This window comes from Desulforhopalus glucosivorans (genome assembly GCF_054397165.1).
This window is the reverse complement of record NZ_AP044854.1, coordinates 5,111,213-5,137,257: the sequence shown is the minus strand read 5'-3', so window position 1 is coordinate 5,137,257 and position 26,045 is coordinate 5,111,213. Positions and strand designations below refer to the sequence as shown.

Genomic DNA, 26,045 nt, shown 5'->3' with positions numbered 1-26,045 from the left:
TTACACTGAAGAGATTAGAGCTCTTCGCTTGACTCTTTGTAAGCGCTAGAAGTGCGTCCTGGCGCTTGCTATAGATATGCTCCTTACCAATTTTGTCGTATAGCCCGGTGCGTTCAAGTTCATCTGTTACTTTGAATTTAGCCCGTGTGATATAAAACCCTATGCCAGCTTCTTTAAACTATTCAGACATGTGTGTAAGCATCTCTTCACCGGTCGTATCGATCTGCTCAACTGTGTCGGACAATACAGTTTGTGTAGTTTTCATTAAAACGAGCCTTTCAAGGTAACTGGACGTACATTTTTTATCATTCAATGAAAATACACATCACCCATCGCTTTCCAGGGAGAGTAGATACGACCTGAGATTCTTGGCGCTGTTTGTCAGTCCCAGCTTTTGCCTGAGCTTTTTTCGGTGAAAATCAACACCACTTGTAGAAATACCCAAAACCTCTGCAATCTCTTTACTGGATCTGCCACTGCGCACCATATTGGCAACCTCAATCTCCTGGGGTGTGAGCATCGTGTGCACTGTGGTTAGACTGCGCAAAAACGGGGAAACTATATCTCGAAGATTAGTATCAATCACCTCCGTTAAGGTCTTCTGTTTTTCAGACAACCTTCCCTGAAGGAGTTGTTCCACATAGGGGAGAACGAGCCGGTCAACGTTTACATAAATTGTTTCTTCAATACGCTTTTTATCCTCATCCCGCTGCCTAAGAAGTACCCGTAAGGCAATATTGGTTTCTTCCAAGCGCTCCCGTTCGTTACGTAATTCAGCTTCTTTTTTTTCAAGAGCTTCCTGCACCTCTATTATCTGGGTGATATTTTCGTGGGTAACAATAACATTGCTTGTCTCCGCACCACGAAACGGCACCACACGAACAGCATACCATCGCCTCTCATCGGGTGAATGACAGGGATAGTGGGTCAGAAATTCTGGCAATTCACCAGAGAGAACCTTTCGTATACCGCTTGCTACATTAATTCCATCTGCTTCATGCTCTTCATTTGCACCATCACAGACATTAAGGTAATTGATTCCAATACCATCAAAAGACTGTTTCATGCCATTCTGCAGGGCAAAATCCTGCCACGCCCTGTTGGTGTCAATGATCACCCCATGTTCGTCAAGAATTGCCACATGGGCAGACATTGAATTGACAACTTTTTGATATAAACCCGGATCTAGCACGCCTTCTCCATTGTAGTAGTGATTACTACCATTAATTTAAAAGTCACAAGCCAATGTGTCAAGTTACAGCTGCGATAATACTCAATGAATGAGCTGCCAGAGGCCCAATTGACTCCTGCGTCCCGTAACCAGCGTACGTGCAAGATTTGTAAAAACAAAATCATGAAACGTCAGACAAGGTATTACCAAAGCTACTCCACAAGCCCCACACACACAACCTGTTCTGTGACTTACCCCCTTTACCAAAGTACAAAAAATGGAAAGAATAGCTCGAAATTTTAATTTCTCTTCCATTGTACGAAGTAGATCCATAGTTTCTGGAAAGACGTGCCCCACAAAAGTAAAAAGCCCTGTTTAAATTAATAAACAGGGCTTTCTATTGGAGAGCAGGATACTCCCGATCATGGTTGGCAGATCGGGTGCACCCCGCTCAAGCCTACCAACTATCGCCAAGGACAGTGCTTAAGTCCGTACAATTTGCTCTTTCCTCATCTGTAAGGTCCTCAGATTTTTTTAGATTCTTAAGGTCCGCAGCATAGCACGCATATTCTTTTCCATCTTTATCTTGTACAAAAACCATTTTCTTATATTCTTCTGAAATTATTTCGCCTCTCATACTCATATCATCACCTTTGTTGAGGTTGGATTTTTGAATAATCAAGATCAGCTCTGCGTATTTCTAATTTGTTGCCATCCATGAATTTGATTCTTGATTATTCCTTGGATGACTAAACTATATGACGCTCCAAATGATTTACAACAGTGAGTAAACAGGAGTTTAATGATAGGTAAAACTACCACTGGAAGGATATTTACTGCTGAAAACAACCTCAACTGTACTGAATTTCATTATACGTCATAGAGTTCCGGGGGCCTTCTCTCCGGGACTTCTTCACGCTCAATCGTACCTGTATACCAGTCGGCAGAAACATAGAGTGAGCAATAGCAGCTGCCAAATTCAGTCACATCTGGGGCTCTATACACACAGGGGCAAATAATATCTCGATCCTTATCTTGTTTTCCTGAAGCAAGTCTGCAGGGACAAGCCATATAGCCGTAACGCTTCTTGTTGGTGAGAAGACTACGCAGAAGCTCAAAGGTTTTTTCCTTATTACCATTCAGGTAATACCCTTTAGGTTCATGTACTTTTTTGAGCATGGCATAAAGATCGTCGACCTCAGTACGAATACCAATGGTTTCTTTTATTTCCTGCACCTTATAACCAACAATAACATCATCACCAACAACAACCGTGGGAAAGGAACATTTAGGATTTACTTTTCTAAGCGCACTGATAACCTCGTTCCTGTCTTTGTCAGGAAGTTCATCTGCCTGGATACAGGTAAAAGAAATGTTAAGATCATCGAGCATTTTTTTAATAGCCTGGCAGAAACCGCAGGTTGTCAAACTGTATAAAGTGATTTTCTTGTCAGTCATTTCTTTGTTCATTCGAAAAGATTTAAGAGAAACGCGCCTTCAAATACCTGAGCCTATGTTATATTTTGACTATCTTACGATTGGAATGCGTTTTTCGCAAGCCGATTCACTGAAAATGGCTCATATGGCCACTAACGAACCAGTGAACATTGACGAGTCTGGACCGAAACTGTTGTGTCGAGACTTGAGTGTGAGAGTATCATGGATAGTGTATTCAACATGAATAAAATAACTATATGTTACTCTACCCATCGCCTTGAAACATTGGAACTCACGAGCAAGATTATGCATGGGCATGATGTTATCATTCTTGAAGAGCCTGTTCACGATGATTTTATTGAATTGCTTGACGGTAATATAGAGATAGAAGACCACTTGCTTGGACTGGATACTGACTATCCAGAGTTCACTTTGGGGCAATATCAACTTCTCCAGGAATTTTCAAAGGTCGGAAAAAAAATATTCCAGGTCGAACCATATCTCCAGCATTTGTTGCACATTCAGTATTTCCTCGCAGGGGATCACACCCCGGAAGAGATTCCACCCAATACGATAGCCCACGCTGTCTACTGTTCAGAACGTGATACTACCGGGTTGCTGATAAATTATTACAAGGAAGTTCAGGGAGATGATTTCAAGAAAATATTGTCATCAATGAACTCGTTTGCCAAAGCAGATGCCGCCCGCTTTGTCCTTCGTGATTCATTGAGGGTAAAAGGGATCTTGAACGTATTGGATGGGAGAAAAGATACGTACATTGAAGCCGGGTCAATACATCTTCTGCTCTATCGTTTACTAGCAGAAAGACTACCCAATGAGTGGCAACTTCATCTTCACTCTATTGACAGAGAGGTTTTAAAAATTTTAAAAAAGAAGGGCAGTTTCTTTAGTCCTGGAGACAAACTGACACTGCAGTATATTTACGGACGAGACGTTAGCCAGAAGAAATGGGAAATGTTTTGTGCCCAATCGCTCATCTACTCCAAAATTATTAAAAAGGAAGAAAGTTTGGCAGGCGACCAAAACTTTCCTCACGCCCTCAATGAACTCGAGTCCATAGCGGCAGTTCAACAACTTAGCACGACAACCTGCGAAACCCTCTTTAGCCAGATTAGGCATCTATCATCGGAAAATGCAGCGGATGTAGTGAAGACCCATATCAAGAGACAAAAAACATCTTGCCAGTAAAGATATAGTATAGAAACAGGCGAATTTCAGTTTGCAGAGTGATATCTGCTTCACCGGAAGTTGTCTGGGATATTCTCACAGACACTCGCCTTTGGCCAGTATGGGGACCTTCTGTACTTAATGTTGACTGTAAAGATCGATTTATAAAACCCACCAGCAAGGGTAGTATATACTACCAATACACCCCTTATTTATATCCATTGAGGACGCGATTTAGCATTCTTATTGTTTCCATTAAGAGGCAATTAATGGATAATTAATAAGGAAAGACAGATGGAAAAAATTAATCTTGCGTCGATGGAATTCAAGATCCAATGGAAAAGCTCTTATGCTGTCCATATTGATAGGCATTTTGTAGACAAAGTTCATTTCTGGCGTGATATATTTCCCGGCAAATTAGATTCACATGGAAAGCATCTCACTGCTGGCGAGACCTACATTGAGGAGTACGATGCAGGTGTTCTGGTGGCGCCCTTCGATCAGCAACGGATAAAAACAGTAAAAATAAATCAGTTTGTAAACAACGATGGGGATAGGGTCTCCCCAAAAATAGGAAAATTTTATCCACAGGGATGGGCCTGGAGAGCACTGAACTGTTTCCCTCCTAACACCCAACCATTTCGAGTAATAGAAAGAGACAAGGAGCTCTTTGTCGCAGATAGCAACCATCCACTCTGTCGTTACCCCTTGACCTTAGAGGCACAAGTAATTGATACGTGGGAACCGACCAAAGAGCGAGGTGGTGAATGTAAAGACATATCTTCAATTCTTACCGGAGACGGTCCGGGAATGCAAATTCCCCACCAATGGGCAACACAAGATTGCTATAGTCCGTATCCTTTCCATAGAAAAAATGACGACGATGACTCTATATTCTACCACAATGCGAGACTGATTAATCATCTCGATGACACCGCTATTGAACAGATCAAATTAATACACTCAAGATTATTATCCCCACGCAATACTATACTGGATTTGATGAGTAGTTGGACCTCACACCTTCCAGATACTTATGAGAACTGCCAAATAACAGGACTCGGACTTAACGAGGAAGAACTAAGGGCAAACCCACGATTAGCCAACACCGTGGTTCACGACCTCAACCAGCTTCCCCGGCTACCTTTTCCTGACAACACCTTTGATGCTGTTATCTGCACATCATCTATAGAATACCTGACCCAGCCTCTCGAGATACTTGCTGAGATTGCGAGAATCACCATATCAGGAGGTATATTCATTACAACATTTTCAGACAGATGGTTTCCGGGTAAAGAAATTACCCCATGGGCTGACTTACATTCTTTTGAACGATTGGGACTGGTATTGGACTATTACCTCAAAACCAGAAAGTTTGAGAATATCCACACTGAATCAATTATAGGGTTGCCCAGACCTCCATCCGACAAACATATAGTTACATCAAACATTTCAGATCCAGTATTTGCGGTTTGGGCTAACATCAAATGGCCATGATGCATGGATAATTGCGAAATGGCGAATTCTAAATTATCTCTTTATCTGAATTCCAATTGAACCAACGGTGGCGGATGCAGCAACCCTTCTCGCCACCTGACAGGCCAGCATTCCACCCCATGTAATGCTCCAAGAAGTGCTCCAAGTATTGCTCCTCTGCCGACATTATCACCACCGCACATGGTATTTACAATCAAGCTTTCCTCAGGTGAGGCACAGTATTTCAGGGCCAGGAAAAACGTTGCAGGAACTGCTTGTTCAACATAGCAGGCTGAGGAAAAATGTTTGCCAACTACTGTATCATCTGGATAGTCTTGCAATGACTCTAATCCCTCATAATCGAGTGTAATATCACAATCACCGCTACTTTTCTTCATTGACTCCTGCAGAGTGTCACCCTGCAAAAGGTTAAGTAGAGTTGATGCTATAAAGCCCCCCCATCTATTCATTATCGAGCCGCCATGGGTCAAAGCGAGATGGTCCAGTGCGATTTTTTTGGCGTACTCAGGAGTTTCGGCATAGGCTACGAGCATGGGAAGCATTAGGCTGAATCCACCAATGTGATGTTCATCACTTCTGCCGCACTCCATTGGCGTTATGCCTTTGCCATAGTTGGTGAAGAAATGTCTGAGATATTCTTCCATATAGGTGTCTTCATGATTTCCTTGAGTTGTTAAAAAAGAAATCATCCTGTCCAACCAAGATTCAGCCAGGTACGAACCGTCCTGTTCCAGGAGTACCAAAAGTTCTCTCACCAATTTAACATTAAGAGTATTTTCTCCAGCCTTGAGAAACTGGTGGTAATGAATTTCTCTCTTACCCCAATATTGCGCCTGATCGTGTAAGATATCTGCAGATTTATTTGGTGGATTATAGGATGAGCGCCATAAGATGGAATCAGGGTGTGGATTGCGGGGTTTAAGGTAATTATCCACTTTTCCATAATCCCTTCGAAGTGCCTGAGTATCGTAGTACCAATGAACCGGCATCGCCAGGGCATCTCCTATGAAAGCACCAAACAGTGCACCTTCTACTCGTTCTTGAAATGAGATTGTTTTTTTCATGACCTTGCCTCACTGTAGCACTGTTGCAAAATGCAAATACACAAGACTCATTCTCTGTAGTGGTAATCTGGACTCATATAATAAAAACTGTATCTGTGTAGTGTCGTACCACGGTCTTACAGGATACGTTCCTGTTTCGAGTTCCATGTTGTTTGTCTACAACTACTCAAATGGCGATACCCATCCATCTTTGCCCTGAACCCTTTGTCCAAGGAGTCTTAACGTTTTTAGCGGTTCGAAAACGGCAGGCCGAACAGGCTTAAGCCGGGTTTCCTGCCGGGCTGTTATATTGAAAGTCCAGGCAAATGGCCACTGCCATTCAGTGTATGGCTGGTCCTTTGCAGCTGGTATTTCTGTAAATCTTAAATCTACAATTTTGGCTGTTGTATCGTTACTCTTTGCCACAAACCACCATCCCTTTGAAAACCAATCAACAGCTTCAAAAGTACGTGTAGATTGTATTTCCTCTACGATTGCAGCATTTTTAGGAATGTACTGGAAATGTATTTTCTGACTACTATCATCAAACCAGGACCAATAACCAAGAAGAAACCCATCAGGTGTTTCGGCAATATGCCTCCATAGGAGTGTGGTAAATGGACCTGCTGAGGTTATTTGACGACTTACCTTGACGTTGTGAAATTCATTCAGAGCCGTGCGAAACTTTTGGTCAGCAATTGATTGCCCCGAAAATGACCAGACAGCATACAAGGCGGCGAGCAACAAACCGACCATATTTATTCGCTCTGCAATGACCTGCTTTTTTACAAAATAAGCGCCCATGATACCAAAGAGCAAAGGAAGTGTGAACAAAGGGTCAACAATGAACATATTGTTAAGCGCAAAACCTTTTCGCGAGATTGGAGCTAACAATTGCGTTCCGTATACAGTGAACAAATCAATGAGGACGTGGGTGCTGAGTACTAAAAAAACAGCAGTTGTTGATTGCAATATTTCAATGTTTTTTTCTCTGTAACGTCGACTGAGCAGCCAACCAATACCAATGGAGCCCAACAACAAAAACCATACAGAGTGAGATTCACCGCGATGCCAGTAGAGCCGCTGGACCTCATCAATAAATGGGTATATCACTATGTCCAGGTCTGGCAATGTACCCAGCATCGCGCCGGCAATCAGAGCCTTTTTCCCTAACTTGTCCTGCAGACATGCATGGCCTACGGCAGCCCCAAGCGCCGCCTGTGTTATTGAATCCATTTTGTGTATTCTTTATAGACAAGTTTTAATCAGTCGGCTCTCGTTGATCTTTTTCAGGCAGTTTGTGGACAAAGAAATATGTGGCTCCGGTTGCGAGAAGTACAACGCCAGTTGCGAGAATATACATCGGTTGCAACTCGTCATAATCGAGAATGATGACTTTTCGGGCTATTGCCATGAGTGCGGTTGCCAATACAATTTTAACATGAATAACATCATCACGAAGGTACAATACTATATTCTGGAAAATTTCGATGGCTATCAGGACGACCATAAATGCTCCAAAAGTTGCCAAGACGTCCCCCATCGTCAAAATAAAGCGTGGTTCTGCTATGAAGCGTTGATAAATAGTCCAACCAACGTCAACCACGCCAAAGACAATCACCAAAATCATCAATAATGCCAATGTTTTAAGAGAAAGATGGATTATATTTTTAAGATACCAGAGAAACCGATCCTCTTCTTTTTTCACAAGTTTCATACGCTTAATTAACGTTAATTTAAGGTTACTGGGGAAACGAAGCCATCGGGTTTTACAGTTAAAACAGTACAGTTAATGGTGCTGAGTAACTTTTCTGCCTTGTTACCAATTAACAAACCGGGGATACCAGATCGTGCAACTGAGCCCATAACGAGCACATCAACATTTAACTCATTAATTGCCTGTTTGATCACGTCCTCACTCCTTCCCTCTCTCAAGTGGATGTTTCCATCATTCAAAGAAAGATGAATATTGCCTAGTAATTCATGGAGTTGTGACATTCGGTTTGAACGTATTTCTTTTTTCATCTCTGAGATCTCTTGTGCAGAAACCTTAAATCGTGGACCACTCATCATAGCCTCATGCTCAAGTCGCCAGACATGCAGATAATGTGCTTCTCCTTTTTCTCGCTGAGCCAGAGAATAGGTCAATTCTATGATTTTTTGATTTAGTGCAATACTTTCCGGATAATTTTCAGCAACATCCACTGCTGCAAGAATCTTCCTGAAATTGCCAGAATCTTGCTTCATTATCCATACAGGACAAGGGCATTTCCTGACAAGCCTCATGGCGAGTTGATCTATTCCCTGATCGAGAGTTTCCTCCTTGATTACCAGATCATATTTGTGCTGCAGTACAGAGCGAATAATTGAAATAAAATCATTGGTTTCTGCTGTACTTGCATGAATATCAACACCTCTCCAGCGTTCGTGGCTGATAAACTGATGCAGATTTTCAACGTTTTGCTCCTGTATCGCTTTTTTCATTTCCGCATAACGGCCACTTATTTTTAAACTGAGATCATCAAAAATAGTTGTCTCATCACTTATTATTACGGTAATACGTGCATCATTTAACCGTGCCAGGCTTGCTACTTTTTCGGCGCTGCCACCCAGATGAATTGATGTTCCGTCTGATATGTAGAGTATGTTTTTGAATCTTTTCATCAAAAGGCCTCCATAGTGATATGAACTATTCGCAGTAGTCAAATACAAGATTTTGAATTTCTAACTAGAAGATCTTCAGTGTTTGGATACAGCTCCCATTCCCGGGCTAAGGACAGCACCAGATTGCTACTTTTTCTGCGCGCTCAATAAGGCTGGAAGTAGTGCCTCCTGCCAAACTGATACGCTTCATAAAACCTTCATTGACACCATGTAAACCTACAGCAATGGCTGCATAATTGTTCTTTTCAGCATAGCTGGTTATTGTTCCAGCAATATTTAGTCCCCAGGTAGTTTCTACTCTGCAACGCTCACTGGTGATTGAATGCTCTGTCAAAATCTTTATCGCTTTTTGGAAAATAACATCCGAATTTAAACCCGATCCGTTATCTACCATCAAAAGTGTTATGTTATGCTGATCTTGTAACGAGAGAATATAACCAACATGATCAACAGCACGAAAAGATTCATCTGATCCATCAACGCAAACTAGAACATTACTTCTGCCAGGTTCTGGTTCCGGACAGATCCAAATAGGGGTAGCTAGAGAACTATCCTTGATAATTGCTTTAGCCGTTTCATCTGCAGGTCGTTCAAAGAACCATTGCAAGGTGTATGAGGCTCTTTTACCTAGTATTATTGCATCGTATAGACCAGTGGAGCTTTCGTTGAGGATGTCTTTTATTTTTCCGAAGCGCTCCGCAAAAGTCTTTGTAACCATTGAATCCACCGACATTTTGCTCTGACTCAGCATTTGAGTTGCTTTGTTCAGTGCTTTTTGTGCACCAACAGTTGGTTTCCCTGATATGCGTTCATCCGGATGTTCCCACATTTCCAGTAACGCCTTATTTGGGTTACCTGCATCGAGACGACAAATATGCAAAAGTGTCACTTGATGTTCCGATAGTTTTTTAAAAAATGAACAGACAAATTCCAGTCCGGTTAACTGATCGTAATCATTACTTACTGTAGCGAGAAAATGTTTTTTCATTTTAGTGCCTCCACCCGTGATTAGATCCTCTTCTAAAATGTCTAATCGGTTTAATTCAACATCGATTACTTTCTGTTGTAAAAAAGATATGCACTGATTCCTGCACTAGCAATGTCAGACATACAAGGGTTCATTAGTAGCAAAAACTACTAATAGATAAGGAGAAGAGCCCCGGTTGCTTATTCTTAAAAAAAACCTCATAACAAATAGTAGATGCTCTGTACAAAGTTCACGATGAAGGAAGGAATTATGACGTGGAGTTTCCGGTGGTATACTACTGGTTGATTTGTGATATCTGAAACAAGTGATTAGTATCTTTTCTAACAAGATGTAGAGTATTTGTTCCAAAAACCTTACAGCTAAAGGAGATACCTTATGCAACATGATGTTGTGGTTATTGGTGGTGGTGTTACAGGATTAACTTGTGCCATAGAACTCTACAAGCATGGGCGACAAGTCCTGGTTCTTGAGAAAAGGAACAGAGCAGGAGGGAGAATTGCGACTGAAAATTTTGATGGGTTCTTATTAGATTACGGTTTTCAGGTTCTACAGACAGGTTACCCCGAAATAGACTCGTACCTTGATTTGAAAAAGCTTCATCTGAAAAAATTCCCTGCAGGAGTTGTGATTCGATATGATGGGGCATTTCATCAAATTGCTGACCCAAGAAAACACCCTTTTAGCTTGCTGTCAACGATCGCTGCACCTGTTGGTACGATTGGGGATCGGATTCGACTGTTACGTCTTGTTCGTTCAGTGACACAAAAGCCAATGGCAGAAATCTTCGAAGAAAAGGAAGAAACTGCTTTGGACTTTTTACAACAGAGTGGCTTTACCGACGCCTTTGTGGAGAGCTTTTTCATTCCATTCTTTGCTGGTGCAACTCTGGAGCGATCACTGAATGCTTCAAGCCATGTGCTAAAATATCTCGTACGTGTCTTTGCCATGGGTGAGGCGTGCATACCATCCGGAGGTATGGCAGACATTCCAAACCAACTTCTCAGCAGGCTGCCGGACGATATGATTCGCTACAATACAGCTGTTGATCGAATTGATGGTAATACAGTTATTTTACTTGATGGAGAAGAGATTCAAGCAAAGCATATAGTACTTGCCACAGAAGGGCCGTCTGTAAAAATGATTATACCAGAAAGTAGTGCGAGAAGATCTATAACAGAAACCTGTATCTACTTCTCTGCACATTGGACGCCCCCTTTCAAGAACCCTTTTCTTATTTTAAACGGAGAAACAGATGGTCCCATAAACAATATCGCTTTTCCAAGTATGGTCTCTTCCCAATATGCTCCTCCTGGTAAAACGCTTATTGCCATTGTAGTACTGGGAGAAGAGTGGCAAAATAAAAGCAACCTCTCAGCTTTGGTACAGGCACAGTGCGTAGAATGGTTTGGAGAAGAGGTCAACAACTGGTCACACCTCAAAACCTATAGGATCTCGCACGCTTTACCGGATCAGTCTTTACCTGTACCTAGCCCGTATAGGTTACCGGATTCTGAAAAAGAAAATATTATTATTTGTGGTGAACAAAATGGGATTCCCGGTCTTCTCTGGGCGATGATGTCAGGAAGATTGGCAGCAGAGAAAATTATCGGTTAGGAGGTTTTTTAGAACGACCTGATTGTTTTTGCATAAAAAGGATGGTGCACATTTGATGATTGAGAAAAATGATACAGTTGCAGAAGACATAAAAAAACTGCTTGAAAGCCAAACATTTGCAGTACTGGCAACACAAGGTGATGGTCAACCCTATACAAGTCTTATGGCCTATGCGTTTACCGAAGATTTACGATTTCTCGTTGTTGCAACGGCAATGTCTACTCGTAAATACAAAAACATAGCAGGAGAATCACGAGTTGCTCTCCTTATTGATGATAGATCGAACAATGGAGAGGATTTCCAGAATGCAACCGCGCTTACGATTATGGGTGAGGCTCGTGAAGTTAGTCTAGAGGAGAGAGAGTATTTCAGCGATCTCTATCTCAAGCGACACTCTCCTTTAGAGACGTTTTTAGCATCGTCATTAACTGTATTTTTCAAGATAGAGGTAAACACGTATTTATTGGTATCAAAGTTTGAAGACGTTGTGGAGTATCAGATGACTTAACAACCACCGACTTGAAGTCCGTGCATGTTGAGTCGCCTGGCACCCAGCAAGAAATCGATGGAGATGCAGGAGCAAGCGGGAATAGGGTTATAATGACTGAACAAATTTTTTCATATTTAGACATCCTCGAAGAGCAGAATAATTGTCTTGCTGGAATGAAAAGGCTTTACCTCTATCCCGGAATGGAATTTCGTAGCGAAATAAAGTGGTGGGCTGATACAGGTCAGAGAGCTACGCCCCATGAAGGCGTAGATATCTGTTATTTCATCGATTCAAATGGCCAGGAGTGTAGAGTTACATCTGAGTTGAGGGTTCCGGTAATGGCAAGGGGCAGAGTCCTGACGATAATTAAAGATTATCTGGGAGAGACTGTGTTCCTGGACCACCAATATGAACAATTATCGCGTTTTGTATCAATATATGCGCACATTACACCGCTTCCTGATTTAAAAAATGGCGATACAGTTTATGCTGGAGATGTTATCGGTACAGTGACCGACACAAAAGGAAAGAAAAACAGGATCCCCGCCCATCTGCACATTTCTCTCATGACTATTGCCAAAGAGGTACCTGCTGAAAAATTTGACTGGGATATGCTTTCTTATCCAGAAGATGCAAAACTCATAGACCCACTCACAATGATCGATACTAAAAAGGTAGAATGTATACCAAGAAACCACTGGAAGGAGATGTTTGGTCTTTGATAGTTTTGCTGCTACGACTTACCCAGAGATTAACTGATACAGCATCATTCATACTCAATAAGTGAGATACCGGACCTCTTATTTACTCCCGCTTCCCTCAACCACTGTACGTGCAAGATTTGTAAAAACAAAATAGTGGAACGGCAGTATAGAATACCAGTAGAGCCTTCCAAGTAACCCCCGGGGTAAAAAGTGTGCTGTCTGGACAAGCTGGTCGGGTTGGATATCAAACTCCAGCCATGCTTGACCCGGCACCTTCATCTGAGCGTACAACAGGACACGTTTGCCTGGTTTAAGATCTACTACCTTCCAGAAATCCAGTGCATCCCCAAGCCTCAAGTCTTCTCCTGAACGCCTTCCACGGTTAAGCCCATAGCCGCCAGCGACCTTATCCATGAGGCCCCTAATTCTCCAGAGAATATTGTATTTAAACCAACCGTTTTTACCTCCAAGGCCACACACTGATCGATAAACATCGTCCTGACTTCTGCCGCTGACAAAAGGAATGATTTGTACATCCCGCAAAACTGCTCCTTCGGGATTATCAAAATCTTTGATATCACAGGCTACCTGCGCACTACTATCACACCAACGACTAATCACCTGGTTTTCTTCAATTTCTGCTATCGCCCCTGCCACCGTTTCTTTGAAAAGTGATGGTGTAATATGCGGATACATTTTTTGCGCATTGTCGTTTTGGAGTAGGGTCTCGCTCTTTAAACCCTCCACAAGAGCCGATGCGAGTTTAAAAGGAATAGGAGTAAATAAGACAAGCCAGTATGAAGATAAACGGGGTGACAACACAGGGACAGGATATAAAGACCGTTTGAGGCCCATAACTTCTGCCGCCTGCTGCATCATCTGTTGAAAGCTCAGTTCCTCACAGCCTATATCAACGACAAGATCATCATCGAAATCCAGATCAATGGATGATTCAAGATATGACAATACATCTTTGATACCAATTGGTTGAGTTCGGCTACGCACCCAGCGTGGAGTGATCATCACGGGGAGTTTCTGACAAAGGTTGCGAATAATCTCAAAACTTGCACTGCCCGAACCGATGATAACGCCCGCCCGAAGCCAAATTGTCTGTACTTTATCTGGTTGCGCAGATAAGACCTCACCAGTTTCAATGCGACTAAGAAGATGCTCACTGGCGCTTTCTTTTACCCCCAGACCTCCAAGGTAAATAATCCGTTTAACACCCGCCGCGACACATGCTGTACGAAAATTTTCAGCACTCTCCCGATCAAGTCTGCTGTAATCGTCTGTAGTCCCCATGGAGTGAATGAGATAAAAGGCAGTATGAACACCCTCAAGAGCAGTATTAAGAGATGCCACATCAAAGGTCGTACCCTCTCGTACATCCACACGGTCAACCATTGCTAACTGCACTTTATTTTTATTGCGTACAAGTAAGCGAACATCATAATTACCACTGTCAAGAAGCCGTTTTTTAAGACGTCGACCGATATAACCAGTGGCTCCGGTAATGAGTACTGTTTGCTTTTTAGCGTTATCAGGCATGATTTCTCAACTTTAACTCTGTTGGATGGGGTTTGAGGTAATACTGTTTCTCTAAATAGACATCATTATACTTTCTCACATAATGGTTCATCATGGTTATTGGGACAATAAGAGGTACGTGATGCTGACGGTAGCTCTCAATGACCTCAAGTAATTCCTGTTTTTCATCACTGGAAATTTGTTTTTTGAAATAACCCATCATGTGCTGCAACACGTTCACATGTTTTTTTACGGTGGGCTTGAGACGCATCGCTGCCATAAGAGTTTCTTGATAGACTGTAAGGAGTTCGTTCAAATCTAGACTCCCGGCTTTTGCCACTACACGACCAAGTTCCCTGTAATGCTTTTCGCTGTGGGAGCGGAGCAACATTTTATGCTCTGTGTGAAAATGAACCAACTTATCAAGACTAAAATCTTCTGCCAAAGCTCGCCATCTGCGGTAAACGAAAACAGATTCAATAAAATTTTCCCGCAGTACCATATCGTGTAGACGGCCTTCTTCCTCGACTGGTATTAAGGGAAATCGTTCCATAAAAGCCCTTGCAAAAAGCCCTACGCCAACGGGCCTTGGCATATTGTTTTTGCCATATACTTTTACCCGTTCCATTCCTGAAGATGGAGACTTACTCTTGAAGATAAAGCCGCAAAGATCGTTGTCTGCCAACTGTTCAACTCTTGAGAGAGTCCAGTCTTTCATCCTTTTTGTATGATCTACACCTGTCCTACTGGTCAGTAAGAGCGGGTCTTCAGGGTCGCCCACAAGTCGCATGGCTTCCCTAGGAATTGGCAGACCACATTCCACTTCAGGGCAAACTGGAACAAAGTCAAAAAATGTCCCAAGAGTTCCCGTGATATAACGATCATGCTTATGTCCACCGTCAAAACGGACCTTATTACCAAGCAGACACGAACTTACACCAATTATAATCTTGTTGTTTTCAACAGGTTCCATAATCTCACTTTCCCTCTTGTTGTATTTTTACGATAATCATTACTATAGTATTTATAGAGCACGAAACAAGAACCCTTACAATTTATTTCAGTAGTTAGCTGTCATATGGAGCCCGAATGCATCGACGAAACACTGATATTTACCGGCGAGGACGAAGGATACAATCAGGAAAATCCGGAATAGGTCCTGTGGTCTACTGGATGTCAAGAGACCAGCGTGTGGTTGATAACTGGTGTCTATTATGGGCTCAGCAAGAAGCAATAATCCATGGGAGAAGTCTACTGGTAGTATTTTGTCTCACCAGTGATTTCCCAGGAACAACACCTCAACAAGTAGACTTTATTATCCAGGGACTCCAGCCCATTGCCCAAAAGTTACAGGGGCTTAATATTGGATGGGCTTTTCTGGAGGGCCTTCCAGATAAGATATTACCGGAATTACTCCACACGACTCAAGCACACTCCCTTGTCTGTGACTTTAACCCCTTAACGATATATAAGAAATGGAAGGAACAACTGGTAAATCTGATTTCGACTCCATTATTCGAAGTCGACTGCCATAACATCATCCCTGTCTGGACCACATCAACAAAAAAAGAGTATGCCGCCTACACAATTCGGCCCAAAATAAAACGACTACTTGGTGATTTTCTCACCGACATTCCAGCGCTTACTCCCCACCCATTTCCATGTTCTCCAAATCGTTACCCTGAACTGCAACTGTGGAATACCCCACCGTTAACAACTCGATATAAATCATCTTTTTCCAACATCACTTCAGGAACTGAAGCGGCCCTTACTGCTGCACAACTTTTTTGTTCTACTACCCTTTACCAGTATGATGCCAAAAGAAACGACCCATGTGAAGCTGGTCAATCCGGACTCTCTCCATATCTTCATTTTGGCCAACTGTCTGCACAACGACTTGCACGAATGGTACTTGCCACCAATGCTACTGAGGAGATAACAGAACCTTTTTTAGAAGAGCTGATTGTTCGACGAGAGCTCTCCGACAACTTCTGTCTCTATGAGGAAAATTATAATAGTATTGATGGTTTTTCTGACTGGGCACAAAAGACTCTCATCCAACACCGGGATGACGCCAGAGAATATACCTACTCCCTTGAACAGCTTGAAACGGGACAAACCCATGAGACACTATGGAACTGTTGTCAATTAGACCTCGTCCACAGTGGTAAACTCCATGGTTTCCTGCGCATGTACTGGGCAAAGAAAATCCTTGAGTGGACAAAAGATCCTGAAACCGCCCTTCTATACGCAACTATCTTAAATGATAAATATTCCATCGATGGCCATGATGCAAACGGCTATACAGGTGTTGCCTGGTCAATCGGTGGAGTCCACGACAGGGCATGGGGCGAACGTCCAGTCTTTGGCAAAATACGCTATATGAACGAAGCGGGTTGCAGGCGAAAGTTTGATGTCAATTCTTATATTACTAGTGTGCAGAATACAATTAAGCAGAGAGCGAGGGATAAATACTGAACATTGGAATGCCTTGGAGTCTTGCAGGTTGTCTAATATTACCTCTGCCACATCATAGGATGTTCCGACAATGAACAGGAAGCACCTAAAGTCTGAGGGTAAGACTGAACTGCTTACCTTCGCCTTGGCAATGCTAAGCACGAAGATCAACTGCCGAAATTATGTGATCTTTGGTAGCCTCTGCTTTGCTGTTACTCAATTCTGAAAAATTCTTGGGAAGAATATTTATAAATTTTATCTGTTTTTCTTGGCTTTCTGTACTCAAAAAAATAAGTCTTTGGAGTCGGAGTCTTGTAGCCTAACTAACTGTGAGAGTGAACGGTATGGTGCTCTTTTCACCATTGCTCTATCAGTACCTTAGTCAAGATATAAAGTATTTCTACGTCAAGCAATTCATCTCTGAGTTTGTCATTGAAAGATTCATAATCTTAACTTTTCCACTCAATTATGTTTAAGGGCGAGGGTAAAACAGTGTTCGGGAGTGTGACAACGTGGCATAAAGGACGTAAATTTAAACAGTTACACTGTTCGGTTGTGCGGAAAAAACCCCGGAATGTGGAAAAAGAATGATCAATAGATTCAGCCAATATGTTTGTCCTTGTGGTGAGAACAAACTGTTATTTCAGTTGCTCCAAGTGTACACAATAAGTTCGTTTGTTGTGGTGCAATTATTGCAAAGGGAAGTTGGGTTGTAAATCAAGATAATGCCAAACTTGTCGTAAGACAGGGACAGAAAGACTCGGATCTTAATAGATAGCCTAGTACCTATGTCGACAGAATTGCACCGGTGTTATTTTTTATAACTAAAAGCATTTTAATTACCCTAGCACGTAATTTATTTTTTGAGCTTTAATGAGTCCTAGTAGCGGTCAAAGATACAACGGATGTGAGAGCTAATTTACTGTAATGAGTTTCTTTTCAATTTGTTAACATCGGGTACACGGTGCATTTGTCTGTTATTTACTTGATCAATTGTTGGAGTCATTTTTGGTTGATCTGTTTGTATATATACTCAACTTCTAAACCCAATAGGGAGGTCTTTTAATGAAACAATGGCTATTCGCTGTTCCATTTTTATTTCTTTTTCTCTGCGTTAATTATTTGCAAGCAATGGATTCTCCCATCAATTTCGAATCAGATAATTTTGGTTGGCGTTATATGAGTTATGCTGATTATACGGATAGAAATGATGGTACTACCTATTATGTTTATCACCCAGCAGCAGATCTAAATGCAGAAAATGATAATCTTGGGCAAACACCAATATACGCAATAGCTGCTGGCGAAATAGTAGCCAAGAATACTAATTGGGGTGGGATTGTTATTCGTCATACTGTCGATACAAAAAACTATTATTCACAATATGGACATATGATACACCTTGACGGTGAAAACATACTTGATGTACCCGATGAAGTGACCGAGGGCCAGCTTATTGGATATGTAGGTGACGAAGGTTCAGATGGTGTATACCACCTTCATTTTGAAATTAGATCACCGTTCCATCCTGATCCAACAGATGCCGATTATTGGGGGGCTAAGGGGGCAAACATAAATTCCAGGAAAGAGGTTTTTACCAACTATGAGTCACCTTTAGCTTTTGTCCGTATGCATCAAAACGATAATGAAACGGTCATAATAGTGGATGATGCCGTAACTTATCCTGATATCGGTGATGATATTATTGATAATCGCGTAGAGAGTACTTCGGGTTCGATAATTAAAGAGTTATTTTTTCAGGGCTGGAATCTCAACGAGTGGAATACTTATGCGGGTTCCACAGGAGAAAATAGAGGATTTGAGGGTAATTACCATTATTCATTGACAACTCATGGCGATGAAACAACTTCAGGTAAATGGTATTTCGGCTTACCTGAAAGTGGGACTTACGAGGTGAAAGTTAGCATTCCAGCCAATAATGCTACAAGTGAAAAGGCCACCTACGAAATATATCATAACAACCTTTATGACTACGTTGAAGTTGACCAAAGCGCAATCTCTGGTGATTTAAATGAGCGTTGGGTTTCCTTGGGGGCATATTTTTTTAAAAATGGAAATGATCACCATATAAAACTTAGTAATAGCACTGGAGAAGGTGGCGGAGATGTTAAATTTATAGCGTTTGATGCTATAAAATTAACTATTAGCCCCGTAGGCATTTACGATGATTCATCAGGCTTTCACACTGACGGAACGAGCCAAGCTTTTATTGACACTTACAACGAACTAAAAGCTACTATTGGCTACCCAGCAGACAACGATGATGGTGGCGTATTCGTACATGAATATAAAGGCCTTGCGGACGATAGTTTTTCTGTCTGGATTCAAGATTTCTACAATCCTGAAACAGAGCAATGGTATGCGTTAATATTAAATGATCTTGAGGATGAACCAGTTGTTAATATTTTACAGGGAGCGATTCGTGATTTCTACATGAACGAAGATGGTCCTTGTAATTATGGTGTTCCCTTTACCTCTGAGATAGCGGGAAAGCTAGCTGACTCTCACTTGACAGAAAGCTCTGATCTAATTAGGCCGAGCAGTGAAAGCTGTTCTGGTTGCGAACCACAAAGTATTGTGGTTCAGAAGTTCAAACTAAGAAAAAACGGAACATATTACAATAATGAAAGAAGGACGATCGTACATAATCCGGACAACGGAGTAACAGGTCATATGCCTGTTGGAGCGTTCGCGGTCAATCCAAGTGTTTTACTTGACGGCCAGTACCCCACCAGCGGAGATATTGTGACATTTGCCGATCCGCAAAATCCTTACAATCGGTATTCATGGCCAATCGAAGGGGAGAACATTGTTCCGACCAGTTATGATAGCCAAAATAATTTTGTCCACTGGTTTACCAAAGCAGGATCATATCTAATTTTCGTAAATGATATTGACGGAAATCCGATCGTTAATGGACTAATTCACACAATCCTTGAGGGCAACCTTCAGTTCGTCGGTGATACGGTTGAATTCCATACACTTTCAGGTCTACTCAGTGATGCTGATAGTAATCCTATGTATGGATATATATACGCTTACAACACCTCTGACTCCAATCTATACAACAATGTATCAACTTATGATGGTTACTATGAAATGGCTCTCTTCCCTGGTAGCTATATGATATACCCAACATTTTATTATTTAAACAATACTTCGGCTAGTTATACTAACGTAAGTCTTCCTATGGAAACCATTGATGTGTTGAGTGATAGAACATTTGATATTCAGGCAGAACCTTACACTTTTTACCATATCCATGGGCAAGTAGTAAATAATAACAATGATGGCGTATCCGGTGTCGAAATAAACACCAGCGGTTCAACTAGTTATTCAAGTGATTATACTGACAATGATGGTCATTATGACTTGATGGTCACCCAAGGAACATATTCTTTAAATGTGATTCCGCAGGAAGGAAGTCTTTTAAAGTCGGAACACTTTACAGATTTACAAGTAAGTTCAGATTATCCACTGAATATCATCCTGAACACTAGTGACGATGTCCTCTCGGGAAATTTCACCTTCAATGATGGAAACCTGGCGAGTGGGTGGCTTTCTCTTTTCAGCAATTCTAACGGATTTTATCAAAATTATTATGTCAATAATGGGCAATTCAAAATCCCGCTCGATGGAGGTGATTATCAAGTTAATGCTCAAGCCTACATGAATCTAAATGGTACGTATAATTATATCATAGCACCATATGCGACAGTGAATGTTTCTGGTGACACAAGTCATGATGTTATATTCCCCCACGATGATTCGCACTCGCTAACAGGCAGAGTAACTGATTTACAAAATAATCCACAGGCGGATGTTTGGGTAATGGCCAGCAATAACAACTACACTTATTACTCCCAGAACCTAACAGATTCTGACGGAAACTATCAATTGTATTTAAACAGCGGTACGTATCGCTTGAATATTGATCCACCAGCAGCGAGTTATCCTAATTTCAATATTGAAAAATTAATTATTGATGGTGACAGTGAACGGAATATACGTCTAAGCTTGGAATATAAAATAATTGAAGATGCTATGGCAAATTTATCGCCAGACCTTGACGTCGCACTGGATATTTTTGACATAATTAATGAGGCCGATGCTCTAAATTATAACATTTTGGTACAAGGTGGCAAAGAACTCCTAGAGATTGTTCTTAATTGGGGTGGAAGTGAGTTAAAAATTTCACTATATGACCCAGATGGCAACTTCTATGGAGAGTATCAAACAACAGAACCACCTCTTATAGTAAATGTCCCAAACCCAAAAGAAGGGAATTGGAGATGTGAAATCACTGCTATAGAAATACCTTACGACAATTATCCTTTTGCCTTGGTCTCTGGAATTTCGCCAAATCAAAGCCCTATAGCCAACACTGGGGGGCCTTATAATGGTCAAGTTTATGAACCCATCTTATTAGATGCTACAAATTCTTCTGATCCGGATGGTGATATTGTTTCCTACGAATGGGATTGGCAGAATGATGGTACCTATGATGAGAGTACATTTTCATCAACCATTAATCACGAATGGAATTCGCCATATTCTGGTCTTATCAGTTTGAGAGTGACAGACACTAATGGTGCTACCAATATTGCTACAACAGAAGTTACCATATCTGAGAGTAATACTGATGTTGATAGCGATGGTATCTTAGATGAAACAGACAATTGTCTCAACACACCAAATCCCGATCAAATCGACCTAGATAATGATGGGATTGGTGATGTTTGTGACTCGCAAATATGTGGTAACGGAATTGTTGAAGAATATGAAGAATGTGATGATGGTAATATAGAAGATGGTGACGGTTGTTCAATTCTTTGTAGCCTTGAAACTATCCTTGGTGACTTTGATCAAAACGATTGTGTAGACAGGGCTGACTATTCAATAATCATATCAGCTGTTAGATCTGGAAGTGATGACGTTTCTTATGATTTGAATAATGATGGTGTCGTCAACATTGCTGATGCCAGGTATCTCGTTACATTATTTGACAATCCAAGAGGAGCTTCTTGTTTCTAAATTAATGACTAATGATAAGGAAATACTAAAAGATACTATTACAAGGTGAAATGAATGCGAAAAAGATTAATGTTACTAACAGCTCTATGTATCCTTACTAGTGCAAGTATTGCAAATGCTTTAACTATTGGATTAAGCCCAACCACTCAAGATGTCTTATCTGGAGAAAATGTATACCTTAATTTATACGTAGAGGGGCTTACAGCAGGAAGCCCGGACTTATTAGGAGCATTTAATCTTGATATTTCCTATGATAGCTCTATCTTTACGTTATTAGACGTTGATTTTGGGTCTCTTTTAGGAGATGTAGATAATTTTGAGGCTGATGCTTATTTTGATAATTCGACAGCAGGAATTGCTTATATAGAAGAAGGTTCATGGCTTGAGGATTTTGAACTAGATGCGCTTCAAAGTGACAGCTTTACCTTAGCGACATTACAATTTGCAAGCCACGCTACTGGGACTAGTTTATTCGACATATCTAGTGAGGTTCTCGCTAGTGCAGATGGTTTTGTGTTATCCGTTGACTCTGTAGTAAATTCCAGTGTGACTGTTGCTGCCCCCGTTCCCGAACCTGCATCCATACTTCTTTTGGGAACAGGCCTAGTAGGTCTTCTAGGTATAAGGAGAAGAAAAAAATAACAAATTTATAAGAATTGTTTGAGGAAAGGTTTGGTCATTTAATGATCAAACCTTTTTTATTTTCAGCTTACTTCTTGATAACCATAATTAAAACACAACTCCCTTATGGTGTGTCCCACAAAAGAAAAGACCGAGGGCGGACAAGCTCTCCTGAATTTATTCTGAATATCATTTTTCGGTGGTTAATCAAGATTAGCAATAATTGAATAATAATCAATTTGCGTTCAAAACGAGTAATAGCTATTGGATACCACTTACGCTCACACATCTCCGTGACCTATAGAGTGATTTCGAGCACTCTATGCAATTTTCAAAACCTAACAACAAACAAGTGATCTTAGATCAGACCTTGTTCATGAGAGGTATAGGGACACACGATATCACGGCCTAAGACACTAGAATTGGCAAGGTTAACCATTTAAGAAAAACTGAAAATTGACCTTGTTCCTGTGCATGTACGGGGCAAAGAAAATCCTTGAGTGGACAAAAGATCCTGAGACCGCCCTTCTATACGCAACTATCTTAAATGATAAATATTCCATCGATGGCCATGATCCAAACGGCTATACAGGCGTTGCCTGGTCAATCGGTGGGGTCCACGACAGGACATGGGGCGAACGTCAAGTCTTTGGTAAAATACGCTATATGAACGAAGCGGGTTGCAGGCGAAAGTTTGACGTCAATTCTTATATTAATCGTGTGCAGAATAACTCAATTTGAAGTAGCGGCAAAATATCCATACAGCCGAGATGGTTGTATTAAGGCATCACAGGATCAGAGCGTTTAGTTTCATCCAAAACCTTTCGGACCATTTTTGCTAACTCAGATTTATTAATTGGTTTCATAATAAATGAACGTGCTCCGATGTCAGCAGCTTCTTTTTCAGAAATTTTGGCACTATAACCCGTGCATATAATTATTGGCATGTTTTGACGGATTTTTAAGGTTTCAATAACCAATTGTTCACCAGTCATATTTGGCATTGCCATATCAGTGATAAGCAGATCAAACTTATCCGGGTCATTTCTAACCATATCCAGTGCCTTCTCTGGATCGGATATGGGCTCGGCAGTGTATCCTAGACTTTCTAAGAGGCGTTTACCAAGTTTGGCTATTGAGGCTTCATCGTCAACATACAAAACAGATTCATCTCCAACAGGTAAAACATCCAATTCATCATTTTCCTGTTCAATGAGACCTTCATGGGCTGGCAAGAATATTGTGAAAGTTGTTCCCTGGCCAGGCGTACTGTCGACATATATCGCACCATCATGCCTCTCGACGATACCATGAACTATGGCCATTCCAATGCCTGTCCCCTCGCCAATATCTTTGGTTGTAAAGTACGGTTCAAATACTCTATCAAGAACCACTTTATCCATCCCGATACCATTATCACTGACCATCAGTTTAGCATATAGACCTGGTTTTAGTTGTTGCTGGTGCTTGGTTTGCACTTCATCAATGGTTTCATACGACAGCTCAACAGTAACAATACCTCCCTTTTCCGGCAGAGCGTCAACACCATTGTTGCATAAATGTATAAGGAGTTGATTTATCTGTGTATCATTCCCCATGACCGGATACGTATCTGCTGATAAATTTTGCTCAATTTTTATATTTACTGGAATTGATGAACGAATAAGTTTCATGGATTCCTGCACGACAAATGTAAAATCCATTTCCTTTTTTTCCGCATCGTCTTGTCTGCTGAAGGTTAAGAGCTGTTTCACCACATCCCTGGCACGTGTTCCTGCAATTTTAATCTCTTCAGTACTCTCTCTAGCTAAGCTACCTTCCGGTAATTCTTCAATGATAAGCTGATTGTTACCCATAATGATGGCGAGCATATTATTAAACTCATGGGCGACACCTCCAGCAAGGGTACCTATGGATTCCATCTTTTGGGCTTGTTGAAGTTGTTTTTCAAGAAGCCGTCTTCCCTCTTCCTTTTGCTTGCCTTCAATGATTTCACCAATCCTTTCAGCAATAGCACCGATCAACTTCCTTTCTTCCCCCAAAAAGGGTCCTTCATCGATTTCAGGTTTCTCCTCAAGGTAATACACTTCAACCACACCGACCTCTATCCCAGAAGCTATTATTTTTTGGGTTTGAAGCCATTCGGTTTCCTTAAAATTATCTGTTTTATAGGATTTTTCTGCGATTTTTATTTGTCCACAGGTGATATCAGGATATTGCCAGGAGGATGGAATCAGATCCGCTATACTCTGAAGTATTTCTTCAGTCGTAGCATTTTCTTGACGAACAAGTTCTTCAATCCGATATAGGCAATGCAGCTCTTTCAGACGCTCGCCAAGATTATATGTTGTTCTACTCAGCTGTTTATTTGTTGTTTTAAGTTGAGCTGTTCGCTCAGTCACCTTTCGTTCAAGATCGCCGACATGGGCTTCTATACTGCTCGCCATCACATTAAAATTGTCTCCGAGTTCTCCAAGTTCATCATCACTGTCAATAGCAGCACGCGCCTCCTTGTTACCAGTCTGGAATTCTCTGGTAGCTTTCGTCAACCTGATCACATTAGATGTAATGCTTTTATTGAGGATCAGCGCAATTATACTCGATAAAAGTAGTCCAACTATTGCCGTTACAAGTAGTATCACTATCGAGAGTCGTCCTCTGTTACCCATGTGAACACGGGTATGCTCAATCTCTTCATTTGCTAAGGAAAACAAAGTTTCAATAATGGGAGCTATCGCTTCGGATTCCAGATCAAACTGTTTAAATTTACCGCGAATAGCAACATCAATAGTAACTATTTCTTCTGCAATACTCAGGTAAATAGCCAAGGTTTTCAGCAACTCTGCTTTTTCTTCTGTCGCATACGAGGGTGCATGCGCAATCGCCTCTTTTAAGTGCACCGCAGTATTAAAAGCAGACTGCATATGAGGCCGTTGACGTGTGGCCAGATACTCTTTTTCAGATGCCTGCATTTGGTGAAACAGGTGTGTTACGTCCCTGGCATCAGCTCCATTGAAAGCCTCGCCCAGTAAAAGGGCAGTTTTGGAAAGTTGACTCTGTAAACCAGTTTCATCTGCAGCCAATGAGGAAATGAGTTTTTCCGTCTGTTTCACTGTAAATGCGTGACGCTTAACCGATGAGATAAACAGGTTCAGACTCACTATACTTTCCCGCCATGCGTCACTAACAGAGGACTGTAATACCAGATCCTGTAATTTGATGCTTAGTGCTTCAGCAATGTTCGTGTGATGAGTTGCGGCTTCTGCGTACTTCTTAGATGCCGCTGAATATCCTATGATTGGGTACCATAGGAAGAGATCTTTTTCCAGACTCCGGGCTTTATACATGTTCAGATTCATTCCTTCTACCAGATACTGAATCTTCGCACTGAGTTCATTTGACCTTTCTGCCCTGTCCTGGAATACATTTAACACCACAATCCCACTCACCCCCACCAGCGTCAAAAAACCGATGAGGGTCCCGAAGGCTAAACGAAACTTATTTTTAATAGTAAGTCTTCGCCAATATTGAAAGATGTCCATTCGTTTTGTTATCATCTCATTGTAAGAGGGGGCGTTTACGTATATCC

Annotated in this window: 19 protein-coding genes, 1 pseudogene and 1 riboswitch; of the genes and pseudogenes, 9 read left to right on the top strand and 11 right to left on the bottom strand. The window is 41.4% G+C overall.

What is annotated here, in order from left to right; all coding sequences use genetic code 11:
* Window positions 1-325 precede the first annotated feature (325 nt).
* From ACX6CI_RS21920 to ACX6CI_RS21910, 3 genes are all read right to left on the bottom strand, one after another.
* Entirely contained in the window at window positions 326-1,192 is an 867-nt protein-coding gene (locus ACX6CI_RS21920) for a LuxR C-terminal-related transcriptional regulator (protein ID WP_458775777.1), read from the bottom strand.
* A gap of 436 nt (window positions 1,193-1,628) precedes the next feature.
* Entirely contained in the window at window positions 1,629-1,814 is a 186-nt protein-coding gene (locus tag ACX6CI_RS21915; protein WP_458775776.1) for a hypothetical protein, read from the bottom strand.
* 227 nt (window positions 1,815-2,041) lie between these two features.
* Window positions 2,042-2,629 (bottom strand): ferredoxin-thioredoxin reductase catalytic domain-containing protein, encoded by a 588-nt coding sequence (locus ACX6CI_RS21910; protein WP_458775775.1) that lies wholly within the window; start codon window positions 2,627-2,629, stop codon window positions 2,042-2,044.
* A 201-nt stretch (window positions 2,630-2,830) separates the two neighbouring features.
* Here ACX6CI_RS21910 and ACX6CI_RS21905 point away from each other — a divergent pair, with 201 nt between their 5' ends.
* Window positions 2,831-3,817, top strand: a complete 987-nt coding sequence (locus ACX6CI_RS21905) for a hypothetical protein (RefSeq protein WP_458775774.1) — start codon at window positions 2,831-2,833, stop codon at window positions 3,815-3,817.
* A 273-nt stretch (window positions 3,818-4,090) separates the two neighbouring features.
* Window positions 4,091-5,293 (top strand): methyltransferase domain-containing protein, encoded by a 1,203-nt coding sequence (locus ACX6CI_RS21900; RefSeq protein ID WP_458775773.1) that lies wholly within the window; start codon window positions 4,091-4,093, stop codon window positions 5,291-5,293.
* 41 nt (window positions 5,294-5,334) lie between these two features.
* Here the strand turns inward: ACX6CI_RS21900 and ACX6CI_RS21895 are convergent, their stop codons facing one another.
* The 5 genes from ACX6CI_RS21895 to ACX6CI_RS21875 form a co-directional block, all read right to left on the bottom strand.
* Window positions 5,335-6,357 carry an ADP-ribosylglycohydrolase family protein gene (locus ACX6CI_RS21895; protein ID WP_458775772.1) on the bottom strand — a complete coding sequence of 341 codons (1,023 nt, stop codon included), beginning with the start codon at window positions 6,355-6,357 and terminating at the stop codon, window positions 5,335-5,337.
* Window positions 6,358-6,519: 162 nt separating this feature from the next.
* Complete coding sequence (locus ACX6CI_RS21890; RefSeq protein WP_458775771.1) at window positions 6,520-7,572, bottom strand: metal-dependent hydrolase; 1,053 nt, start codon at window positions 7,570-7,572, stop codon at window positions 6,520-6,522.
* Between the two features lie 25 nt (window positions 7,573-7,597).
* On the bottom strand, window positions 7,598-8,053 hold the full coding sequence (locus ACX6CI_RS21885; protein ID WP_458775770.1) for a phosphate-starvation-inducible PsiE family protein: 456 nt from the start codon (window positions 8,051-8,053) through the stop codon (window positions 7,598-7,600).
* A 14-nt stretch (window positions 8,054-8,067) separates the two neighbouring features.
* The gene (locus tag ACX6CI_RS21880; RefSeq protein ID WP_458775769.1) at window positions 8,068-9,000 is read right to left on the bottom strand and encodes a universal stress protein; all 933 of its coding nucleotides are present in this window, start codon (window positions 8,998-9,000) and stop codon (window positions 8,068-8,070) included.
* Window positions 9,001-9,106: 106 nt separating this feature from the next.
* Entirely contained in the window at window positions 9,107-9,988 is an 882-nt protein-coding gene (locus ACX6CI_RS21875; RefSeq protein ID WP_458775768.1) for a universal stress protein, read from the bottom strand.
* A 375-nt stretch (window positions 9,989-10,363) separates the two neighbouring features.
* On the opposite strand from ACX6CI_RS21875, the gene ACX6CI_RS21870 reads away from it, so the two are divergent.
* The 3 genes from ACX6CI_RS21870 (at window position 10,364) to ACX6CI_RS21860 (ending at window position 12,814) form a co-directional block, all read left to right on the top strand.
* The gene (locus tag ACX6CI_RS21870) at window positions 10,364-11,602 is read left to right on the top strand and encodes an NAD(P)/FAD-dependent oxidoreductase (RefSeq protein ID WP_458775767.1); all 1,239 of its coding nucleotides are present in this window, start codon (window positions 10,364-10,366) and stop codon (window positions 11,600-11,602) included.
* A 55-nt stretch (window positions 11,603-11,657) separates the two neighbouring features.
* Complete coding sequence (locus ACX6CI_RS21865) at window positions 11,658-12,110, top strand: pyridoxamine 5'-phosphate oxidase family protein (protein ID WP_458775766.1); 453 nt, start codon at window positions 11,658-11,660, stop codon at window positions 12,108-12,110.
* A gap of 92 nt (window positions 12,111-12,202) precedes the next feature.
* Window positions 12,203-12,814 (top strand): peptidoglycan DD-metalloendopeptidase family protein, encoded by a 612-nt coding sequence (locus tag ACX6CI_RS21860; RefSeq protein ID WP_458775765.1) that lies wholly within the window; start codon window positions 12,203-12,205, stop codon window positions 12,812-12,814.
* 78 nt (window positions 12,815-12,892) lie between these two features.
* On the opposite strand, the gene ACX6CI_RS21855 is transcribed toward ACX6CI_RS21860, so the two are convergent.
* Window positions 12,893-14,344 (bottom strand): SDR family oxidoreductase, encoded by a 1,452-nt coding sequence (locus tag ACX6CI_RS21855; protein ID WP_458775764.1) that lies wholly within the window; start codon window positions 14,342-14,344, stop codon window positions 12,893-12,895.
* A complete protein-coding gene (locus ACX6CI_RS21850; RefSeq protein WP_458775763.1) occupies window positions 14,337-15,296 on the bottom strand; it encodes a YbgA family protein in 960 nt (319 codons plus the stop codon). The genes ACX6CI_RS21855 and ACX6CI_RS21850 overlap by 8 nt, the downstream gene beginning before the upstream one ends.
* A gap of 116 nt (window positions 15,297-15,412) precedes the next feature.
* Between ACX6CI_RS21850 and ACX6CI_RS21845 the strand changes: the two genes are divergently transcribed.
* The 4 genes and pseudogenes from ACX6CI_RS21845 to ACX6CI_RS21830 form a co-directional block, all read left to right on the top strand.
* Window positions 15,413-16,801, top strand: a complete 1,389-nt coding sequence (locus tag ACX6CI_RS21845) for a deoxyribodipyrimidine photo-lyase (RefSeq protein ID WP_458775762.1) — start codon at window positions 15,413-15,415, stop codon at window positions 16,799-16,801.
* Between the two features lie 696 nt (window positions 16,802-17,497).
* A riboswitch (cyclic di-GMP riboswitch) is annotated at window positions 17,498-17,570 on the top strand.
* A gap of 275 nt (window positions 17,571-17,845) precedes the next feature.
* On the top strand, window positions 17,846-21,835 hold the full coding sequence (locus ACX6CI_RS21840) for a golvesin C-terminal-like domain-containing protein (protein WP_458775761.1): 3,990 nt from the start codon (window positions 17,846-17,848) through the stop codon (window positions 21,833-21,835).
* Between the two features lie 54 nt (window positions 21,836-21,889).
* The gene (locus ACX6CI_RS21835) at window positions 21,890-22,477 is read left to right on the top strand and encodes a cohesin domain-containing protein (protein WP_458775760.1); all 588 of its coding nucleotides are present in this window, start codon (window positions 21,890-21,892) and stop codon (window positions 22,475-22,477) included.
* 447 nt (window positions 22,478-22,924) lie between these two features.
* Window positions 22,925-23,197: pseudogene (locus ACX6CI_RS21830) on the top strand (deoxyribodipyrimidine photo-lyase); the annotation flags it as partial.
* A gap of 38 nt (window positions 23,198-23,235) precedes the next feature.
* On the opposite strand, the gene ACX6CI_RS21825 reads toward ACX6CI_RS21830, so the two are convergent.
* Window positions 23,236-25,998, bottom strand: a complete 2,763-nt coding sequence (locus ACX6CI_RS21825; protein WP_458775759.1) for a response regulator — start codon at window positions 25,996-25,998, stop codon at window positions 23,236-23,238.
* Window positions 25,999-26,045: the final 47 nt, after the last annotated feature.

Excerpts from the sequence above, each read along its gene's own strand:
- ACX6CI_RS21875 (WP_458775768.1), bottom strand. The coding sequence starts at position 9,988 with ATGAAAAAACATTTTCTCGCTACAGTAAGTAATGATTACGATCAGTTA.
- ACX6CI_RS21870 (WP_458775767.1), top strand. The coding sequence starts at position 10,364 with ATGCAACATGATGTTGTGGTTATTGGTGGTGGTGTTACAGGATTAACT.
- ACX6CI_RS21865 (WP_458775766.1), top strand. The coding sequence starts at position 11,658 with ATGATTGAGAAAAATGATACAGTTGCAGAAGACATAAAAAAACTGCTT.
- ACX6CI_RS21895 (WP_458775772.1), bottom strand. The coding sequence starts at position 6,357 with ATGAAAAAAACAATCTCATTTCAAGAACGAGTAGAAGGTGCACTGTTT.
- ACX6CI_RS21860 (WP_458775765.1), top strand. The coding sequence starts at position 12,203 with ATGACTGAACAAATTTTTTCATATTTAGACATCCTCGAAGAGCAGAAT.
- ACX6CI_RS21855 (WP_458775764.1), bottom strand. The coding sequence starts at position 14,344 with ATGCCTGATAACGCTAAAAAGCAAACAGTACTCATTACCGGAGCCACT.
- ACX6CI_RS21915 (WP_458775776.1), bottom strand. The coding sequence starts at position 1,814 with ATGAGTATGAGAGGCGAAATAATTTCAGAAGAATATAAGAAAATGGTT.
- ACX6CI_RS21825 (WP_458775759.1), bottom strand. The coding sequence starts at position 25,998 with ATGGACATCTTTCAATATTGGCGAAGACTTACTATTAAAAATAAGTTT.
- ACX6CI_RS21890 (WP_458775771.1), bottom strand. The coding sequence starts at position 7,572 with ATGGATTCAATAACACAGGCGGCGCTTGGGGCTGCCGTAGGCCATGCA.
- ACX6CI_RS21880 (WP_458775769.1), bottom strand. The coding sequence starts at position 9,000 with ATGAAAAGATTCAAAAACATACTCTACATATCAGACGGAACATCAATT.
- ACX6CI_RS21835 (WP_458775760.1), top strand. The coding sequence starts at position 21,890 with ATGCGAAAAAGATTAATGTTACTAACAGCTCTATGTATCCTTACTAGT.
- ACX6CI_RS21850 (WP_458775763.1), bottom strand. The coding sequence starts at position 15,296 with ATGGAACCTGTTGAAAACAACAAGATTATAATTGGTGTAAGTTCGTGT.
- ACX6CI_RS21885 (WP_458775770.1), bottom strand. The coding sequence starts at position 8,053 with ATGAAACTTGTGAAAAAAGAAGAGGATCGGTTTCTCTGGTATCTTAAA.
- ACX6CI_RS21845 (WP_458775762.1), top strand. The coding sequence starts at position 15,413 with ATGCATCGACGAAACACTGATATTTACCGGCGAGGACGAAGGATACAA.
- ACX6CI_RS21840 (WP_458775761.1), top strand. The coding sequence starts at position 17,846 with ATGAAACAATGGCTATTCGCTGTTCCATTTTTATTTCTTTTTCTCTGC.
- ACX6CI_RS21900 (WP_458775773.1), top strand. The coding sequence starts at position 4,091 with ATGGAAAAAATTAATCTTGCGTCGATGGAATTCAAGATCCAATGGAAA.
- ACX6CI_RS21910 (WP_458775775.1), bottom strand. The coding sequence starts at position 2,629 with ATGACTGACAAGAAAATCACTTTATACAGTTTGACAACCTGCGGTTTC.
- ACX6CI_RS21905 (WP_458775774.1), top strand. The coding sequence starts at position 2,831 with ATGGATAGTGTATTCAACATGAATAAAATAACTATATGTTACTCTACC.